Annotated in this window: 14 protein-coding genes; 7 read left to right on the plus strand and 7 right to left on the minus strand. The window is 66.3% G+C overall.

The window, feature by feature from the left end; translation table 11 throughout:
* Positions 1 to 73: 73 nt before the first annotated feature.
* Entirely contained in the window at positions 74 to 1,252 is a 1,179-nt protein-coding gene (locus GMOLON4_RS01490) for an acyl-CoA dehydrogenase family protein (RefSeq protein ID WP_026936984.1), read from the minus strand.
* A gap of 204 nt (positions 1,253 to 1,456) precedes the next feature.
* On the opposite strand from GMOLON4_RS01490, the gene holA reads away from it, so the two are divergent.
* Together holA and GMOLON4_RS01500 are read left to right on the plus strand one after the other, a co-directional pair.
* Positions 1,457 to 2,485, plus strand: coding sequence for a DNA polymerase III subunit delta (gene holA / locus GMOLON4_RS01495; protein ID WP_026936985.1), 1,029 nt, complete (start codon positions 1,457 to 1,459; stop codon positions 2,483 to 2,485).
* A 30-nt stretch (positions 2,486 to 2,515) separates the two neighbouring features.
* The gene (locus GMOLON4_RS01500; protein ID WP_026936986.1) at positions 2,516 to 3,205 is read left to right on the plus strand and encodes an NUDIX hydrolase; all 690 of its coding nucleotides are present in this window, start codon (positions 2,516 to 2,518) and stop codon (positions 3,203 to 3,205) included.
* A gap of 193 nt (positions 3,206 to 3,398) precedes the next feature.
* On the opposite strand, the gene rpsT is transcribed toward GMOLON4_RS01500, so the two are convergent.
* The 4 genes from rpsT to GMOLON4_RS01520 form a co-directional block, all read right to left on the minus strand.
* Positions 3,399 to 3,665, minus strand: a complete 267-nt coding sequence (gene rpsT / locus GMOLON4_RS01505; protein WP_026936987.1) for a 30S ribosomal protein S20 — start codon at positions 3,663 to 3,665, stop codon at positions 3,399 to 3,401.
* Between the two features lie 137 nt (positions 3,666 to 3,802).
* Positions 3,803 to 5,314: a PTS ascorbate transporter subunit IIC gene (locus GMOLON4_RS01510; RefSeq protein WP_026936988.1), complete on the minus strand. Its 1,512-nt coding sequence runs from the start codon at positions 5,312 to 5,314 to the stop codon at positions 3,803 to 3,805.
* Between the two features lie 51 nt (positions 5,315 to 5,365).
* Entirely contained in the window at positions 5,366 to 5,641 is a 276-nt protein-coding gene (locus GMOLON4_RS01515; RefSeq protein WP_026936989.1) for a PTS sugar transporter subunit IIB, read from the minus strand.
* A 22-nt stretch (positions 5,642 to 5,663) separates the two neighbouring features.
* Positions 5,664 to 6,107, minus strand: a complete 444-nt coding sequence (locus tag GMOLON4_RS01520) for a PTS sugar transporter subunit IIA (protein WP_026936990.1) — start codon at positions 6,105 to 6,107, stop codon at positions 5,664 to 5,666.
* Between the two features lie 124 nt (positions 6,108 to 6,231).
* Between GMOLON4_RS01520 and lepA the strand changes: the two genes are divergently transcribed.
* Positions 6,232 to 8,073: a translation elongation factor 4 gene (gene lepA / locus GMOLON4_RS01525; RefSeq protein WP_026936991.1), complete on the plus strand. Its 1,842-nt coding sequence runs from the start codon at positions 6,232 to 6,234 to the stop codon at positions 8,071 to 8,073.
* Positions 8,074 to 8,194: 121 nt separating this feature from the next.
* Here the strand turns inward: lepA and GMOLON4_RS01530 are convergent, their stop codons facing one another.
* Together GMOLON4_RS01530 and GMOLON4_RS01535 are read right to left on the minus strand one after the other, a co-directional pair.
* Positions 8,195 to 9,202 carry a M56 family metallopeptidase gene (locus GMOLON4_RS01530; protein ID WP_026936992.1) on the minus strand — a complete coding sequence of 336 codons (1,008 nt, stop codon included), beginning with the start codon at positions 9,200 to 9,202 and terminating at the stop codon, positions 8,195 to 8,197.
* A gap of 6 nt (positions 9,203 to 9,208) precedes the next feature.
* On the minus strand, positions 9,209 to 9,622 hold the full coding sequence (locus GMOLON4_RS01535; protein ID WP_051266848.1) for a BlaI/MecI/CopY family transcriptional regulator: 414 nt from the start codon (positions 9,620 to 9,622) through the stop codon (positions 9,209 to 9,211).
* Between the two features lie 235 nt (positions 9,623 to 9,857).
* Here GMOLON4_RS01535 and GMOLON4_RS01540 point away from each other — a divergent pair, with 235 nt between their 5' ends.
* From GMOLON4_RS01540 to GMOLON4_RS01555, 4 genes are read left to right on the plus strand one after another with little or no spacing between them, the layout of a single operon-like run.
* A complete protein-coding gene (locus GMOLON4_RS01540; protein ID WP_051266884.1) occupies positions 9,858 to 11,417 on the plus strand; it encodes a cytochrome ubiquinol oxidase subunit I in 1,560 nt (519 codons plus the stop codon).
* Between the two features lie 27 nt (positions 11,418 to 11,444).
* Positions 11,445 to 12,473 (plus strand): cytochrome d ubiquinol oxidase subunit II, encoded by a 1,029-nt coding sequence (gene cydB / locus GMOLON4_RS01545; RefSeq protein ID WP_026936995.1) that lies wholly within the window; start codon positions 11,445 to 11,447, stop codon positions 12,471 to 12,473.
* 2 nt (positions 12,474 to 12,475) lie between these two features.
* Positions 12,476 to 16,216: a thiol reductant ABC exporter subunit CydC gene (gene cydC / locus GMOLON4_RS01550; RefSeq protein ID WP_051266850.1), complete on the plus strand. Its 3,741-nt coding sequence runs from the start codon at positions 12,476 to 12,478 to the stop codon at positions 16,214 to 16,216.
* 30 nt (positions 16,217 to 16,246) lie between these two features.
* Positions 16,247 to 17,737: an Hsp70 family protein gene (locus GMOLON4_RS01555; RefSeq protein ID WP_026936996.1), complete on the plus strand. Its 1,491-nt coding sequence runs from the start codon at positions 16,247 to 16,249 to the stop codon at positions 17,735 to 17,737.
* Positions 17,738 to 17,764 lie beyond the last annotated feature (27 nt).

Below are 17,764 nucleotides of genomic sequence, written 5' to 3' on the forward strand. Positions count from 1 at the left end.
CACACACGAGGATGTTGGTTCGGCCAGACCTCTTCGCAGTTGGTGGATCACGAGATGATCAGCGCGTGACGCGCTATACGAACGCGCCCATCCCGGTGAGTTGGCGGCCGACGATGAGCGACTGCATCGTGTCGGTGCCCTCGTAGGTGTGGATCGCCTCGATATCGACCATGTGGCGGATCACATCGCGCGTCAGCAGGATGCCGTTGCCGCCGAGCATGTCGCGGGCGTCGGCCGCGATCGCCCGGGCAAGGCGGGTGTTGTTCACCTTCGCCATGGATGCCTGAGTCGCGTCGAGCTTCCCGGCCGACTCGAGTTCGGCGAGGCGACGGCAGTGCAGCTGCATCGTGGTGATCTGCATTGACATATTCGCGAGCCGCTGCTGGATGATCTGCGACTTCGCGAGCGGCCGACCGAACTGCACGCGGGTCTTGGCATGCTCGAGCGCTTCTTGGTAGCAGGCGAGTGCGTGGCCGAGCGCCGACCAGGCGACGCCGACTCGGGTCGCCGACAGGACGGCGGCGGTGTCCTTGAACGAGGTCGCGCCGGGTAGCCGCGCCGAGTCGGGCACGCGCACGTCGCGGAAGGTGATCGCGGCCTGGTGAATCGCGCGCATAGCCGCCTTGTCTTCGATTACTTCGGCTTCGTATCCCGGGGTGTCCTGCTGAACGATGAATCCGCCGACCTCACCGGTGTCGGACCTTCGCGCCCACACGACGGTGATGCCGCCGGATGCGCCGTTGCCGATCCAACGCTTCTCGCCGTTCAGTATCCAGCTGTCGCCATCGCGTACGGCGGTGGTCGCGAGGCTCACCGAGTCGGAGCCGTGGTCGGGTTCGGTCAGCGCGAATGCCCCGAGCACTTCACCCGTGGCGAGCGGCTCGGTCCAGCGCTCTCGCTGCTCGTCGCTGCCGTAGAGCACGACGCAGCGGAGCGCGAGCCCACCCTGCACCGCGAGCGCGGTACTGATGGAGCCATCGATGCGCGACAGCTCCATGTTGACCAGGCCGGCGCCGAGCGGCGAGAGCTTGGCATGCCCAGGGACGTCGAGACCGTCGGTGAAGAGATCCAACTCGCCCGCGCGACGCACGAGGTCGAGCGGGTACTCGGCGCGCTGCCAGTAGTCGTTGATCTCGGGGAGTACTTCGTCACCGAATGCGCGGGCGCGCGCCCAGGCCTCCGCATCGGCGCCCGAGACCTCGGAGAAGAGCTCGTAGTAGTCGCTGGCCGCATTGAGTAAGGGATCGGTCACTGTGTTTCGCCTACCTTCATTGGTCGGAAGTTGCCTGCGTTCGGGCCGGTGGTGAACCGGTCTCGAGCAATGTCCATCACCGTAGCGCCGAATCCTGGGTCTCTCGATTTCGAGAGACCGGATTTTCGGGAACGCACAATCGGTGCGGCACCGAGCGCCGACATCTCCCACCTCCCGTACGATTGAGGTCGGCTAGGAGGTCGTGTGGCAGCTACGAAGGGGCGCGCTAAGGCGAGCGCGAAATCGCGCATCCCGCAGGTGCATTGGCGCGAGGTCCGACCGGCACCGGTGGTGCTCGTTTCGGGGGCTGAGGACTTCTTCGCATCGGAGGCCATCACTGGCCTGCGCACGATGCTCCGCACCGAGGACCCGTCGCTCGAAGTCCACGACCTCGATGCATCCTCCTACGCGCCGGGCGAGCTGACCACCCTCGTGAGCCCTTCGCTGTTCATGGAGCCGCGGCTCGTGGTCGCCGAGCGGGTGCACCAGACGGTCGACGCCTTCTTGCAGGAGGCACTCGATTACGTCGCGGCACCCATCGAGGGCACGACCCTCGTGCTGCGTCACGCCTCGGGGGTGCGCGGGAAGAAGCTGCTCGACGCCGTGCGCGCGATGCCCGACGCGATCGAAATCGCATGTGTGCCGCTCAAGGCGAACGAGTACTTCGGCTTCGCGATGGCGGAGTTTCGGATGCAAGGTCGCCGCGCGCAGCCACAGGCGGTGCAGGCGCTCGTCGCCGCATTCAGCACCGATATCGCCGAGCTCGCGGCAGCGTGCCGGCAGCTCATGAGTGTGTCGGGCGATGAAGAAATTTCTCCCGAACTCGTGGAGCGCTATTACGGCGGCCGCGTCGAGACCACCGGATTCAAGATCGCCGACAGCGCGATCGCGGGTCGCTTCGCCGAGGCGATGCTGCTCGTGCGCTCCGGGCTCGACACCGGCCTCAACGCCGTGCCGATTGTCGCGGCGTTTGCGATGAAGCTGCGGATGATGGCGAAGGTGTATGGGCTCGCGGGGTCGGATGCGCAGCTCGCTAAGACCGTCGGCGGCGCACCCTGGCAGATCGGTCAGGCGCGGCGTGAAACTCGCGGCTGGAGCGAGCTCGAGCTCGCGAGCGCGATCATGCTTGTCGCGGAGACCGATCACCTCGTGAAGGGTGGCTCGCGCTCGCCCGAGTACGCGGTCGAGCGGCTCGTGCGCTGCGTGGCCGCCCGCGACTTCAGCGGCGTCTAGCCTCTCGGTAGCGAGCATTAGGGTGGGGGAGTGACCACCAGCAGACCCGAGGCCCGCATCCAGCTCGAAGACGCGCTGACGCGCGGGTTCGACATCAACTTCTCGATTCCGAAGAAGCCGAGCGACGTGCCGCCACGGAACTCCGCGGTGCTCATCCTCTTTGGCGAGCTCGACGACGTGCCGGCGGATGCGCAGATCAGCGCGGTCTCGGATGGCCTCGACGTGCTGCTGACCCGGCGATCGGCGAACATGCGGCACCACCCCGGACAGATTGCGTTTCCCGGCGGCGGGGCGGAAGCGGGGGACCGAGACGAGGCCGCCACGGCGCTTCGCGAGGCGAATGAGGAGACGGGGCTCGACCCGGCGGGCGTGGACGTACTCGGATCGCTGCCCGCGATCTACATGGAGGTCAGCAATAACCTCGTCACGCCGGTCATCGGGTGGTGGCGCGAGACGAGTGCTGTGCGGGCAGACGGCACCGAATCCAACGAGGTCATGCGTGTGCCGGTCGCCGATCTGCTGACGCCCGAGGCGCGCGGTGTCTCGGTGTTGCGGCATAAGAGCATGACGTTCCGCGGTGCTGCGTTCGAGCTGCCCGCACGCTTCGGCGGCGACCTCGTGTGGGGCTTCACGGGAATGCTGTTGTCGAGCGTGCTCGACGGGGTCGGCTGGACTGTGCCCTGGTCGCGAGAGCGCGAATTCCCACTACAGCCGCGCTAGCCAGCCGCGCAGCGCCTTCGCGCGCCGGGACCGCCTGCGAATTCCGGCACGGGTAGCGAACCAGGAGGGAAATATAACCTCGAAGAGTGCTCGGCGTGCTCGGTATTGCGGGGCAGCCAGCAAACCGGCCGCGCTAGCGGGAAAACGAATGGGGCCCGATCACCGAAGTGATCGAGCCCCATTGACGTATCGGTTACTTGCTGAGCGAAGCAACCTGCTTGCCGATAGCCGACTTGCGGTTCGCGGCCTGGTTCTTGTGGATGACGCCCTTCGAAACTGCCTTGTCGATCTTCTTCGACGCGAGGGCGAGAGCCGACTGTGCCTTCTCGGCGTCGCCAGCCTCAACGGCACGGCGGACGTTGCGGATGACGGTGCGGAGCTCCGACTTGTAAGCGCGGTTACGCTCGGTTGCCTTGCGGTTGGTACCGATGCGCTTGATCTTCGACTTGATGTTTGCCAACGTTAAATCTTTCCTGGAAGTGAAATATGAACTTCACGCCGTGCGGGTAGAGGGGCCGCCAGGCGCATCGCGTCGAGTGGGGTACGCGTAAGCCAAAGAGAAATCTTACCAGTACCCCAGCCCGATGCAATGCTTTCTTAGGCCTGAGTTTTCTTTGCTGCTGCCACAGCGGCCTTTTCCGCTTCCTTCGCCGCCGCGCGCTGCTCATCCACGAACTTCTGGTGCTCTTCGCCAGGGACCCAGCCCTTGTCGACGACGCGCACCTGCCAGAGGATCGCGAGCACGAGCAGCACCACGCCGATCGCGATCGCGAGGACCGCGCCGACCGCCGTGGAATCGACCTGCACCGAGAGACCGATGAGCGAACCGAACCAGCCGAAGTCGGCGTCGCCGAAGGTGGAGCCGGACAGACCCACGCTCGCCATGACCTGGTAGAGGATCGCCGGGAGGATCGTGATCAGCAGGCCGTTCACGAAGCCGCCGAGCATCGCACCACGTCGACCGCCGGTCGCGTTGCCGTAGACGCCGGCGCCACCACCGGTGAAGAAGTGGGGCACCATGCCGGGCAGGATGAGCGCCAGGCCGAAAGCCGGGCCGAGCCAGAGCGCGAGCACGAGCAGCATGACGAGTCCGCCGACGAACGAGGAGATAAATCCGATCAGCACCGCGTTCTGGCCGTAGGGGAACACGATCGGCACGTCGAGGGCAGCCTTCGCGCCCGGGACGACCTTCTTCGCGATGCCCTGGAAGGCGGGGATCAGCTCACCAAGGAACGTGCGCACACCGTAGAGGATGATCGAGACACCGACACCAAACATGAGGCCCTGCATGAGCGCGTTCATGATGAAGGCGCCGCCGTCCTCTGAACCCGGCATGTACTGGTATGCGTCCGGTCCGAGTGCGATGAGGCCCCAGATCGCGAACACGAGGTAGATCAGCACCATCGAGAGCGCGGTGGCGACCATCGAATCGCGCAGGAACGAAAGCCCCTTCGGGAACTTGATGTCCTCAGTCGACTTCGAGTGCTTACCCACGGCCTGACCAACCGCACCCGCGGCGATGTAGCCGACGGTGCCGAAGTGGCCGATCGCGACCGTGTCATTCCCAGTGACGCGTTTCGTCCACGGGTGCGCGAAGGCCGGCATGACGACCATCATCACGGCGAGGAGGAATGCGCCAACCAGCACCGTGAGCCAGAGGTTCTGATCGCCGAAGCCGATCGAAAGGAGCACCGCGAGCATCATGGCCATGAAGACCATGTGGTGGCCCGTGAGGAACACGTAGCTCAAAGGCGTAAATCGCGCGATCACGAGCATGAGTACGAAGCCGATCGCGAGGATGTAGGCGCTCGCCGCACCGAACTGGTCGGCCGCCATGGCGGTAATGACCTCGTTCGTGGGCACAACGCCTTCCGCGCCGGTCACGGCGAGGACGAGGCCACCGAGCGGATCCAGGGCTGCAACCACGACGCCCGCACCGGCATTCAGAATCAGGAAGCCAAGTGTGGCCTTGAGAGCGCCGCCAATCACCTGGCCCGCGCTCTTCTTCAGCGCGATCAGACCGATGGCGACGATGATGCCGACGAGGTACGCCGGCACGTTGAGAATTTGTTTACCGATGAAATCCAGGACTACGACTAGCCAGTCCATCCCGATCACCTTACTTTCCGGCGCGGGCGCCCCGCGCCGCTAGACGCGGAGTTAGAGTTCGAGCCCCTGCTGGAGCTTTTCTTGCACCTCTGCCTGGTCGACGAAGTTATCGACGACGATGACGGGGGTGTCGATGTCGCCGAGCTGTTCAACCAGCTCTGCGCTCGTCATCACGAGGTCGGCGCTCGCCGCAGCCCCTCGTGCCGACGAGATGTCGGCGGCCTCGACGTCACCCTCGAGTCCGAGGTTGTCGAGCGCCTGGTCGATGTTCATTTTGAGGAGTACCGAGGTGCCGATACCCATGCCGCAGACCGCGATGATCTTCATTAGTTCTCCTTTTGCTGTCCCGTTAGTCACCGAGCAGGGCTGCGCGGATTTCTTCCGGGTCGGTGGATGCGCGTAGTTGCGCAAGGACTTCGGCGTTCGCGAGGACGCCGGCAAGCTTTGACATCACCTGGATGTGCGAGTCGTGGTCGAGGGCCGCAAGGCCGACGACGAGATCGACCGGGTCGTTCGCCTGACTGCCGAACTCGACCGGCTCGGCCAGCGTGACCCAGCTCAGGCCAGTGCGCTTCACGGCCTCGGAAGGGCGGGAGTGCGCGAGCGCGAAACCGGGAGCGATCACCATGTAGGGGCCGAGCTCCTCGACGGTTTTCACCATCGCTTCGGTGTATTCGTCGGTCGTGGCGCCGCTCGCGACGAGCAGGTCACCGCTGATCGTTATTGCTTCGCGCCAGTCGGCGGCCTCCGCCTTGAATCGAATTGCGGATACGGGAAGAACATCGTTGGACATGACGGTCCTATTCGCCGTTGATCGGGGGTAATTAACACCAAGTGTACGCCGTTCATACAGTTTCAACCCGGCTTATGGCGCGATGATTTCGCGCGCGTCAGTTCGTGGGACAATGGCAGGCACCATGCCGAACACGCCGAAAATCTTGCAGCCGCTCGAAACACCCGCCGAGCGCATCCGTAACTTCTGCATCATCGCCCACATCGACCACGGGAAGTCGACGCTGGCCGACCGGATGCTGCAGTTAACGGGTTCCGTCGAGGACCGCGTGATGCGCGCCCAGTACCTCGACAAGATGGACCTCGAGCGCGAGCGTGGCATCACGATCAAGTCGCAGGCCGTGCGCATGCCGTGGCACATCGACGGCGAGGACTACATCCTCAACATGATCGACACTCCGGGCCACGTCGACTTCTCATACGAAGTTTCGCGCTCGCTCGCAGCGTGCGAGGGCGCGATTTTGCTCGTGGATGCGGCGCAGGGCATCGAGGCCCAGACGCTCGCGAACCTCTACCTCGCGCTCGAGAACGACCTCGAGGTCATCCCGGTGCTGAACAAGATCGACCTGCCCTCGGCCGACCCCGAGCGTTACGCGGCCGAGATCGCGAACCTGATCGGTGGCGAGCCCGAAGACGTGCTTCGTGTGTCGGGCAAGACCGGCGACGGCGTCAAGGAGCTTCTCGACGTGATCGTCGACCGCCTGCCCGCGCCGAAGGGTGACTTGGATGCAGCCCCTCGCGCGATGATCTTCGACTCGGTCTACGACACCTACCGCGGCGTCGTGACATACGTGCGCATGGTCGACGGCAAGCTGCGCAATGGCGAGAAGATCCAGATGATCTCGACCGGCGCATCCCACGACCTGCTCGAGATGGGTGTCTCGGCTCCCGAGCCGCGCACGGCGAAGGGGCTCGCGGTGGGCGAGGTGGGCTACCTCATTACCGGTGTGAAGGATGTGCGCCAGTCGCGTGTGGGTGACACGGTCACCTCCGCGAAGAACCCGGCGACGGATGCGCTCGAGGGCTTCGTTGAGCCGAAACCAATGGTGTACTCGGGTCTCTACCCCATTGACGCGGGCGACTACCCCGAGCTTCGCGAGGCGCTCGACAAGCTCAAGCTCGAGGATGCGGCGCTCCACTACGAGCCCGAGACCTCCGTCGCGCTTGGGTTCGGTTTCCGCGTCGGCTTCCTTGGCCTGCTTCACCTCGAGATCATCACCGAGCGACTCTCGCGCGAGTTCGACCTCGACATCATCACGACCGCGCCCTCGGTGACCTACGACGTCGTGACCGAGGACGGCAACGTGCACCACGTCACGAACCCGTCCGAGTTCCCCGAGGGCAAGATCGAGGAGGTTCGCGAGCCAATCGTGCGCGCATCCATCCTCGTGCCGAAGGAGTACATCGGCAAGGTCATGGAGCTGTGCGAGTCCCGACGTGGCAGCCTCATCTCGATGGACTACCTCTCGGAGGAGCGCGTCGAGCTGCGCTACACACTGCCGCTCGGCGAGATCGTCTTCGACTTCTTCGATCAGCTCAAGTCGCGCACGCAGGGTTACGCCTCGCTCGACTACGAGCCGATCGGTGACCAGGCGGCCGACCTCGTGAAGGTCGACATCCTGCTGCAGGGCGAGAAGGTGGATGCATTCAGCGCGATCGTGCACCGCGACAACGCGTACTCGTACGGCACGATGATGGCCGAGCGGCTGCGGAAGCTGATTCCGCGGCAGCAGTTCGAGGTGCCCATCCAAGCCGCGATCGGCGCGCGCATCATCGCGCGCGAGAACATTCGGGCGATCCGTAAGGATGTGCTGGCCAAGTGCTACGGCGGTGACATTTCCCGTAAGCGCAAGCTGCTCGAGAAGCAGAAGGAAGGCAAGAAGCGCATGAAGATGGTCGGCCGCGTCGAGGTGCCGCAGGAGGCGTTCATCGCGGCCCTGTCTGGCGACGTCGAGACGAAGAAGTAGGTCCCGTTCGTGCCGGTCGGTGAGTAGCCGCGCAGCGGCCCTTTCGATACGGGGCTTCGCCGCTACTCAAGGTCCTTTGGACTTTCGATACGCGGCTTTGCCGCTACTCAAGGTCCTTGCGCTAGAAGATGGCGAGGGGCGGCAGCACGAGCAGCAGGCCCGAACCCGCAATCGCGCTCACGCGAGCCGGGATGCTGAGGGGCCGCGGCGCATCCAGCAAACGCCGCACGCGAGCCTCGACCGGGTTGGTCTTTGGGACAGCCGAGCCCCACAGAAAATCGAACGTGCGACGGAACCAACCGGCACGAGGGGCCGGCACAGAGGCCGACATGACAGCCCCGACCGGCGCGCCCGGCGCATCCTGCTGCCCGAGCGCGGTGACGCGAATGGCGGCGACGAGGTCGTCGCGCGACACGCTGCGCAGCGCGAGATCGTCGGCGAGCATCTCGATGAGCACCGCGACGGAGGCTTGCGCGCGGCTCGCGATGGGGAACCACGGCAGGGCGCTCGCCCAGGCCTCGAACACCGTCAGCACCACGGTGTGCTTCTGCGTGAGGTGCGCCTCTTCGTGCGCGATGACGGCACCCAGCTGCCCGGGAGAAAGGCGACGCACGAGGCCCTCGGAGACGATCGTCATGTCCGACATGAGGCCGGGGAGGCAGTAGGCGAAGGGCGCGTCCACGGCGATCTGGTGCGTGTGGCGCCTGCCAGGCACGGGCGTGCTCAACAGCTCAATGAGCTGGCGGTGCCGGTGATGCTGCCGCACGGTGCGCGTCGTCGTGACGGCGAGGTTCAGGATGAGGTGGGCGAAGAGCATCGCGGCGAAGCACAGCGCGAGCGCGTCGAGGATGCCGAAGCCTGCGGGAAAATCGCCGACCCATAGGCGCCCGTCGAACGTCCTCGCGAGGAAGTTTGCCGCCGCGCCCGAGAGCGAATCGCCGAAGCTGCGCAGGCCGAACAACAGCAGCGAGCTGATCATCGAGAATCCACCGGCGAGCGCGATGGCCTGCCAGAGCACGAGCGTGAAGACGGGGGAGCGGCGCGTCCACTTCGCGCCTGCCAGCGAGATCGGTACCGGCCACGCGAGCGCGACCGCGAGTGAGGCGAGTCCGAACGAGAGCGCGAGCAAGCGGCGCTACTTCGAGAGCAGCTGTCGGAGGGTTTCAGCCTCACTGGGGTCGACGCGGCCGATAAATCGCGCGAGCACGGCATCCCGCTGGCCGCTGGCGGAGAGCGCCTCGTGCATGAGGTCGGCGACGTAGTCGGCCTGCGAACGCACGGGCTGGTAGCGGTGGGGGCGGGTGTCGCGTTCGCGCTTCACGAGCTGCTTCTTCTCGAGGCGGCTCAGTACGGTCAGGACGGTGGTGATTGCGGGATACGGCTTGCCGTTGGCGCCGGGCTCGCCGGTGTCGAGCCCGGCGCGCAGTTCGATCGCCGTTTGCGGGCCGTCCGCCGCCCAGAGCAGCTCCATCAGCCGCTTCTCCAACTCGCCCAAGTGTGCCTCCCGTGTTCCTCGGCGCCTTGCTTGTGGCGCGCCGAGGTAATTCATCCCAACAGCCCCGCTATCGGGCCGCAGCTGCATATCTCAATTCTACGTGTTGTAGAAAAAAGGTGCCAGATGCGGTAGAAAAGAATCTGTCTTCGACAAAGCGTAGAACAAATCCCGTTCGTGGCCAAGGGCTTCGGGCGGGTTCCGACGCATTCTTGAGAGGAAGCCCGTGGAGCTCGATCCCGTTCTCATTGCCCGGTGGCAATTCGGCATTACTACCGTCTACCACTACTGGATGGTGCCGCTGACGCTCGGGCTGGGCCCGATTCTCGTGTTCATGCAGTGGCGTTGGCTGCGTACCGGGAACGAGTTGTTCCTGCGCATGACGAAGTTCTGGGGCAAGATCTACGTCATCAACTTCATCATGGGCGTGGCGACCGGGCTCGTCCAGGAGTTCCAGTTCGGGCTCGCGTGGAGCGAATACTCCCGCTTCGTCGGCGACGTGTTCGGCGCGCCGCTCGCGATGGAGGGACTGCTCGCGTTCTTCTTCGAGTCGATCTACCTCGGGATGTGGATCTTCGGCTGGAAGCGGCTCAATAAGCACGTCCACCTGTATGCGCTCGCGAGCGCGGTCGTCGCGAGCATGCTCTCCGCCTTCTTCATCATCGTGGCGAACTCATGGATGCAGCACCCGGTCGGTGTCGAGCTCATTGACGGCCGGGCCGTGATGAATGACGTCTGGGCCGTGCTGACCAACAACACCGCACTCGCCGCCTACGCGCACGCGATCTTCGGCGCGCTCTCGGTGGCCGCCGGCGTGATTGTCGGCGTCTCGTTCTACCACCTCTGGCGCCGCCGCCATGACGGCATCGACACGGTGGATGCGCAGGGTCGCGTTGTCGTCGGCGAGGCACCCGAGATCGCTGGTCGCGACAAGCTAGACCACCGCGTGTGGCTGAAGTCGCTTCGGATCGCCGGTGTCGTGAGCATCGCGGCGTTCATCGGACTCGTCGGTACGGGTGACGGGCTCGGCAAGCTGATGTACGAGCAGCAGCCGCTCAAGATGGCGAGTGCGGAGGGTGCCTGCCACACCGGCACGTCGTTCTCGGTGCTCAGCGTCGGCAGCCTCGGCTCGAAGGACTGTGAAGACATCGTCCCGATCCTCGAAATCCCCGGCGTGCTGTCCTTCCTCGCGAAGGGCGATTTCACGACCGACGTGCCGGGCATCAACGAGCTGCTGCCCGTGTACGAGGAGCTCTACGGCACCAACCTGCCCGACGACCCGATGTACGGCGACCGCGCGGGCGAGGAAATCGAGTACCTGCCGATCGTCGAGGTGACGTACTGGGGCTTCCGCATCATGATCGGCTTCGGCGGCGTCGCGACGTTCGCCGCCGTCCTCGCGCTCTGGCTGACGCGCAAGGGCACCGTCCCGAAGTCCAAGCTGCTCATGCAGGCCGCCGTCGCATCCATCGCCCTGTCGTTTATTGCGAACTCGAGCGGTTGGGTGTTTACCGAAATGGGGCGCCAGCCGTTCGTGGTCGTGCCGAACCCCGAGGCACTTGACGGCGTGTTCATGTTCACGGCGGCCGCAATCTCACCGGGAGTTAGCACGGGCGAGCTGCTGTTCAGCCTGATCTCGTTCACGGTCCTGTACGGCGTGCTGCTTCTGGTCGAGCTCTTTCTCATGCGCAATTACGTCCGTGGCGGCGTCGCGAGCGCGATGCCGGAGCTCGCGCACCGTGACGACGACACGGATGAGGATGCATCCGGCGAGGACTCAACGGACGAGACCGGCAGGACGAAGACGGCCCGCAAGACGAGCGAAGACGACGTCCTCGACTTCGCCTTCTGACCCGACTGAGATTCGAGGAGACAACTAATGGATCTGCCAACTCTCTGGTTCGTAGTCATTGCCGTGCTTTGGTTCGGGTACCTGATGCTCGAGAGCTTCGACATGGGCGTGCTCATGCACTTCTTCGGCATCGCGCGCACGCCCACTGAGCGTCGCGTGCTGCTCAACACGATCGGCCCGGTCTGGGACGGGAACGAGGTGTGGCTCATTGTTGCGGGTGCCGCGACCTTCGCCGCCTTCCCGTACTGGTACGCGTCACTGTTCTCGGGCCTGTACATCCCGCTGGTCTTCGCGCTATTCGCACTCATCGTGCGCGCCATCGCGATCGAATACCGCAGTAAGCACCACACCGAACGGTGGACGGCGACGTGGGACCGGCTCATGGCCATTGCGTCGCTGCTCGCATCCTTCCTCGTGGGCGCGCTCCTCGCAGTCACCACGACCGGCCTGCCGCTCAACGAGAACGGCGACCGCGTCGGGGGACCCTGGGCCTGGTTCAGCTGGCCCGCGGTCATCGGGGGACTCGCACTGGTCGGCTTCAGCCTCATCCACGGCGCCAACTTCCTCGCGCTGCGCACCGAGGGCGAGCTGCGCGAGCGGTCGCGCGCGTTCGTGCTGCGGTGGACGCCGCTGCTCATCCTGCCGCTACTCGCCTGGGTCATTATCGTGCAGGTGCAGTCCGGCAGCGCGTTCACCTGGACCCTCGTGGTGCTGGCCGCGATCGCGCTCGTGGCTGCCTACCTGCTGATTCGTGCCAAGCGACAGAAGGCCGGGTTCATCACGATGGGGGTCTTCCTCGCATTCGGTGTGGCGGCAATCTTCGCGGCGGTGTTCCCGGTTGTGTTGCCGTCGACCATCGACCCGGCATTCAACCTCACGGTGTGGAACGCGGCGAGCGGTGACTACACCCTCGGGGTGATGACGGTGATCGCGCTCCTGGGCCTGCCCGCCGTGATCATCACGCAGGCCTGGAGCTACCGCACGTTCTCGAAGCGGCTCGCGACGAAGCACATCCCCGAGATCCACGAGATCGTGCCGGCGGTTCGCAAGAAGTGAGCATGAAAGAGCGCCGTCGGCGGTCACCGATCGCCGGCCTCGGCACGGAGGGCAAGCGCGCCCTCGGTGTCCTCGCCGTCGTCGCAGCCATGAACGCGGCGGGCCTCGTGCTTGTCGCCGAGGCACTCGCGCGCTCGATCGCCACGGTGTTCCATCAGGAAAGCCTCGAGCTGTCGTTCCTCTGGGTCGGTCTCCTCGGCCTCGCGTTGCAGGCCATCGCGACGTGGGCGAACCGAACCTATTCGGCGCGCGCAGTCGCTGCGAGCAAGATTGAGCTGCGGCAAGGGCTCGTGCGCCGGGTATTGCGCGGCAGTGACGCGCCGACGGGCGCGATGGGCACGCTCGGAACGCGCGGGCTCGACGACCTCGACGAGTACTTCACCACGTTCCTGCCCGCGATGGTCTCGGCCGCGATCATCCCGCTCACGCTGATCATCCGCATCCTCTTCGCCGACTGGCTGAGCGCCCTCATCATCGTGCTTACGATCCCGCTGGTCCCGCTGTTCATGATCCTGATCGGCCTGACGACGCGCGACGCGGTCGACAAAGCGCAGGATGCGCTGCTGCGGATGTCGGGACACCTCGTCGAGCTCGCTCGCGGCCTCCCGGTGCTCGTCGGCCTCGGCCGGGTGCGCGAGCAGGTGGGCGCGCTCGATAAGCTCTCGGACGACTATCGCTCGCGGACGATGCAGACGCTGCGGACGGTATTCATGTCGTCCCTTGCGATGGAGCTCATTTCCACCATTTCGATCGCGGTCGTCGCGGTCTTCATTGGCGTGCGGCTCGTGTACGGCGGCCTCGACCTCGAGGTCGGTCTGCTTGTGCTCATCCTCGCGCCCGACTGCTACACACCGTTCCGGCAGGCCGGCTCTGCCTACCACTCCGCCGAGGACGGCGTTGTGGCGCTGCAGCGGGTCGAGGAAGCGACCAGCGAGCCAGAGGCGCGGCCGCTGTGGCGCGTTGACGAGGCCACGCGTGCTTCGACCGAGCCGCAGCCGGTGGCAGTCCGGGGGCTGCACGTCGCCTATCCGGGGCGAGAACCGGTGTTCGATGAGTTCGAGTTCACGGCAACCGCGGGGGAATCGACGCTCCTCGACGGCCCGAGCGGCGCGGGCAAGACGACCCTGCTCGCGGCGCTCGCGGGCCGGCTTGGCAGCGGGCAGGATGCGCGCGGCGGCGCCGATCAGGTTGGCGATGCGGATCGGGCCGATGCTGCCGATCAGGTCGAGGTTGCCGGACAGAGCGACGCTGCTGATCAGGCCGAGGCTACTGGTCCGGCCGAAGCTCTGGTTTCGGGCGCGGTTACCGGCATCGATCCCGATCGGCTGGCGTGGCTGCCCCAGCATCCGCATGCCTACGGTGAGACCGTCATGGATGAGCTGCTGCTGCATGCCCGCGTCGCGCCAGCAGCAGGATTTTCGACCGCGGAGGCCGCAGGGTCGGTCGGCGAAGCAGACCCGGCAGCAGACACTGAAACTGACACGGGATTCGACGTGGATGCGGCGGCGCGCCGGGCTGTGCTGCGCGTGTTGGGGGAGCTCGGGCTCCTCGAGTCGGTCACAGACCCCGCAAACACCCCGCCCCACGCGCTGAGCCCGGGCGAGCTTCGCCGACTGGGGGTGGCCCGCGTGCTGCTGCGCATCGATGGCGGCGCGACCACCGCGCTGCTCGATGAGCCGACGGCGCACCTCGATCCACGCTCGGCCGAGCTCGTCCGCCGCGCACTCCGAGCGCGGCGCGGCAAGGCGACCATGCTGTTTGCCTCCCACGACCCGCTTGTGCACGCGATGTGCGAGCACCGGGTGAACGTGGTCGGCGCGTCGACGAGCGGTTCGATGGCGACGAGCGAAGCGGCGAATAACGTGTGGAGCGACCTAACCGCCGTGGCGGCACCAGACCGGGGCATGCATCCGGAACCCGGAGACGACGCGGCACGCGCCGACGACTCGGTCACCGAGGACTTCGGCAGCGGAGACTCCGGCACGCCGGACCTCGCCGACCTGCGGGCAGGCAAGCGTCGGCCGATGCTTCCGCAGTTGGCGCGACTGCTGCGTCCCGCCGGTTGGGGCTTCGCGTTGGGCATCCTGCTCGCGCTCCTCGCCGTCGTCTTCAGCGTGACGCAGACGTCCATCTCGGGATGGCTGATCGTTCGCGCGGCGGAACAGCCGCCGATCTTGCTGCTGATGGTCGCGATCGTCGGGGTCCGATTCTTCGGCATCGGTCGCGCGGTGTTGCGCTACCTCGAGCGCTTGCAGGTGCACGACGCGGTCTTCCGGCTCGCCGGGCGCCTGCGCCACCGCCTCTGGACGACCCTCGCCACCACGGCGCTGCGCTTCAAGAAGCTTCGCACCGGTCCCGCCGCGCTCGACCTGCTCGTGCGCGAAGTGGATGCGATCCGCGACGAGGTGCCGCGTGTGGTCGTGCCGCCCGTGGTTGCGTTCCTCACACTCGTGCTCGCAGTGATCGCCGCCGCGATCTGGCTCCCCGCCGCGATCGCGCCGCTCATCCTGCTTGGGATCCTGTCGCTCGTCGTGGCTCCGGCCCTCGCCTTGGTCGCCGATCGCCGCGCGACCAGCGAAGAAGAGCGGCTGCGCTCGCGACTCTCGCAGCGCTTCACCGCGCTGCTCGAGGCAGGGCGCGAACTCTCGGTGCACCGCGTCGAGGGCGAGCCACTTCGCGAACTCTCCGCCCTCGAATCCGATGCAATGCGGCTGACCCGTCGCGCCGCGTGGGCCCAGGGCGCGGCGCACGCGCTCGTGATCGTCGCAACAGTGGGGAGCACGCTGTGGCTCGTGGCTAGTGTGTGGGCCTCAGCCTCAGCGCCGCTCGGCGCCGCGGTGGATGCGAAGCTCCTCGCGGCGTTCGCGCTCGGTATGCTCGCGCTCGCCGAGCCCCTCACCGACGGCGTCACCGCGATTCAGCGCTGGCCGCGGCTGCGACTGCTGCTCGAGTCGGTGCAACGGGTGCTCGGTGCGGACGTCTCCGCGGATCTGTCAGCCGGAGCGGACATCGCGGACACCGTGGACCGCTCGTACGAGCAAGCAGACAATGGCAAAGTTGGTGCGGCTCTCGACGAGAGCGCGCCCGCCCTCGAGTTACGCAATGTCAGCGCGGGCTGGCCCGACCAGACACGTCCCGTCTTCGAAGACCTCAGCCTCACGGTTGAGCGAGGCGAATGGCTCACCGTTACCGGGCCATCCGGATCGGGGAAATCCACGATGCTCGCGACGATGATGGGGCACCTGCCACCGCTCTCGGGCGAGGTGCTCGTCGGCGGCCGTCCGGTGCTTGCCGACACTGTGGGGCGCATCGCCTGGTGCCCGCAGGAGGGACACCTCTTCAACTCGACCCTCCGCGGAAACCTCATGCTCGCGCGTTCGGTCGACGACAGGCCGACCGATGTCGAATTCGAGGCGGTCCTGCGTCGAGTCGGCCTCGGCGAATTCCTCGACTCCCTCGACGGTGGGCTCGACACGCGCATCGGCGCCGACGGCAGTTGGCTCTCCGGCGGACAGCGCCAGCGCGTGGCGATCGCGCGGACGCTGCTCACGAGCGCGCCGGTTGTCCTGCTCGACGAGCCGACCGCGCACCTGGACGAAGAGGCGGCCGAGTCCTTGCTGCGGGATTTGCGTGCCGCGCTCGCGGACCGCGCCGTCGTCTGCGTCACGCACCGGGCTGGGGATCGCGCCGCAACCGATCGGGAGTTGCGGCTGCCTGCGCGCGCCGCGCTCGTGGCTGGTTAGTCGTTTCTTCGTCTTGCTAGCGTTTGCGACATGCGATTTGGCATTGATTTCGGGACCACACGCACGATCATTGCCGCGGCAGACCGCGGCAACTATCCGGTATTGACGGTTGACGACAGCGAGGGGGACACGCAGGACTACATTCCGACGCAGATCGCCCTCGACGGCGACCGGATCGTCGCCGGGTGGGATGCGGTCGAGCTCGCCCGGGCGGGTGTGCCCGTCGCTCGCTCGTTCAAGCGCCTGCTCGCAGCTCCCGGCAGTACTGCCGCGACGCCGGTGCGCATCGGCGAAGAGCAGATCACCCTGGGCGAGGCCATGTCCGCCTTCGCGAACCACATCGCCGAGGTGATTCGCCGCAGCGAGCTTGCGACCGGTCCACTGCAGGCGGTCGTTGGCGTGCCAGCGAACGCGCACTCGGGGCAGCGGCTGCTGACGCTCGACGCGTTTTCGCGCGCGGGCATCGAGGTCCTCGCCCTCGTGAACGAGCCGAGCGCCGCGGCGTTCGAGTACACCCACCGTCACCCACGCGGAATCAACTCAAAGCGCTCGACCGTCGTCGTCTTCGACCTCGGCGGCGGCACCTTCGACACTTCGATGGTGCAGATTGCCGGTACCCGGCACGAGATCGTCCGCTCGCTCGGCGTCAACCACCTCGGCGGCGACGACTTTGACGAGGTCCTCGCGCTGCTCGCGCGCCGCGCCGGGGATTTCGAACACGACGCGATGGGGGAGCGCGCCTACGCGCGGCTACTCGACGAGGCCCGCAGCGCGAAGGAACGCATCGCCCCGCAGTCGCGCCGCATCTTCCTCGAGTTCGGGGATCAGGACATCACCGTGCCCGTCGATGAGTATTACGAGGCGTCGAGTGAACTCGTTGAGCGCGCGATCGCGACGGTCGCGGAGCTCCTCGGCGACGACTCGATCGAGACCCTCGCTGGCACCGACATCGCCGGGATCTACCTGGTGGGTGGCGCATCCGGCCTGCCGCTCATCCCGCGCCTCCTGCGCGAGCGCTTCGGCCGGCGCGTGCATCGCTCGCCGCACCCGGGCGCATCCACCGCGATCGGTCTCGCGATCGCGGCCGACCCGGATTCGGGTTACGCCCTGCGCGACCGGCTCGCGCGAGGAATCGGCGTGTTTCGGGAACACGATGGTGGCCGCGAGGTCACCTTCGACCCACAGATCGCGCCGACCGAAGCGCCGGATGCGAACGGCGAGATCATCGTGCGGCGTCGATACCCGGCCGCGCACAACGTGGGTTGGTTCCGGTTTGTCGAGTACTCGGCCCTGGATGCCCAGGGCGAGCCGACCGGCGATCTCTCGCCACTCGTCGATATCGTCATGCCGTTCGACCCGGAGCTGCAGGGTCGCGACGACCTGCGCGACATGCCCGTCGTGCGCCGTGAAGGCGGGCCGCTGATCGAAGAGACCGTGCGCGTGGACACGAACGGCATCACCTCGATCCGGATCGCGGACCTCGACACGGGCTTCGCGGTAGAGGCCACCGCGACCCGCTGAGGACCCAAATGGTCGTTGAGTAGCCGC

The sequence above is a fragment of the Gulosibacter molinativorax genome (assembly GCF_003010915.2).
Lineage (GTDB): Bacteria > Actinomycetota > Actinomycetes > Actinomycetales > Microbacteriaceae > Gulosibacter > Gulosibacter molinativorax.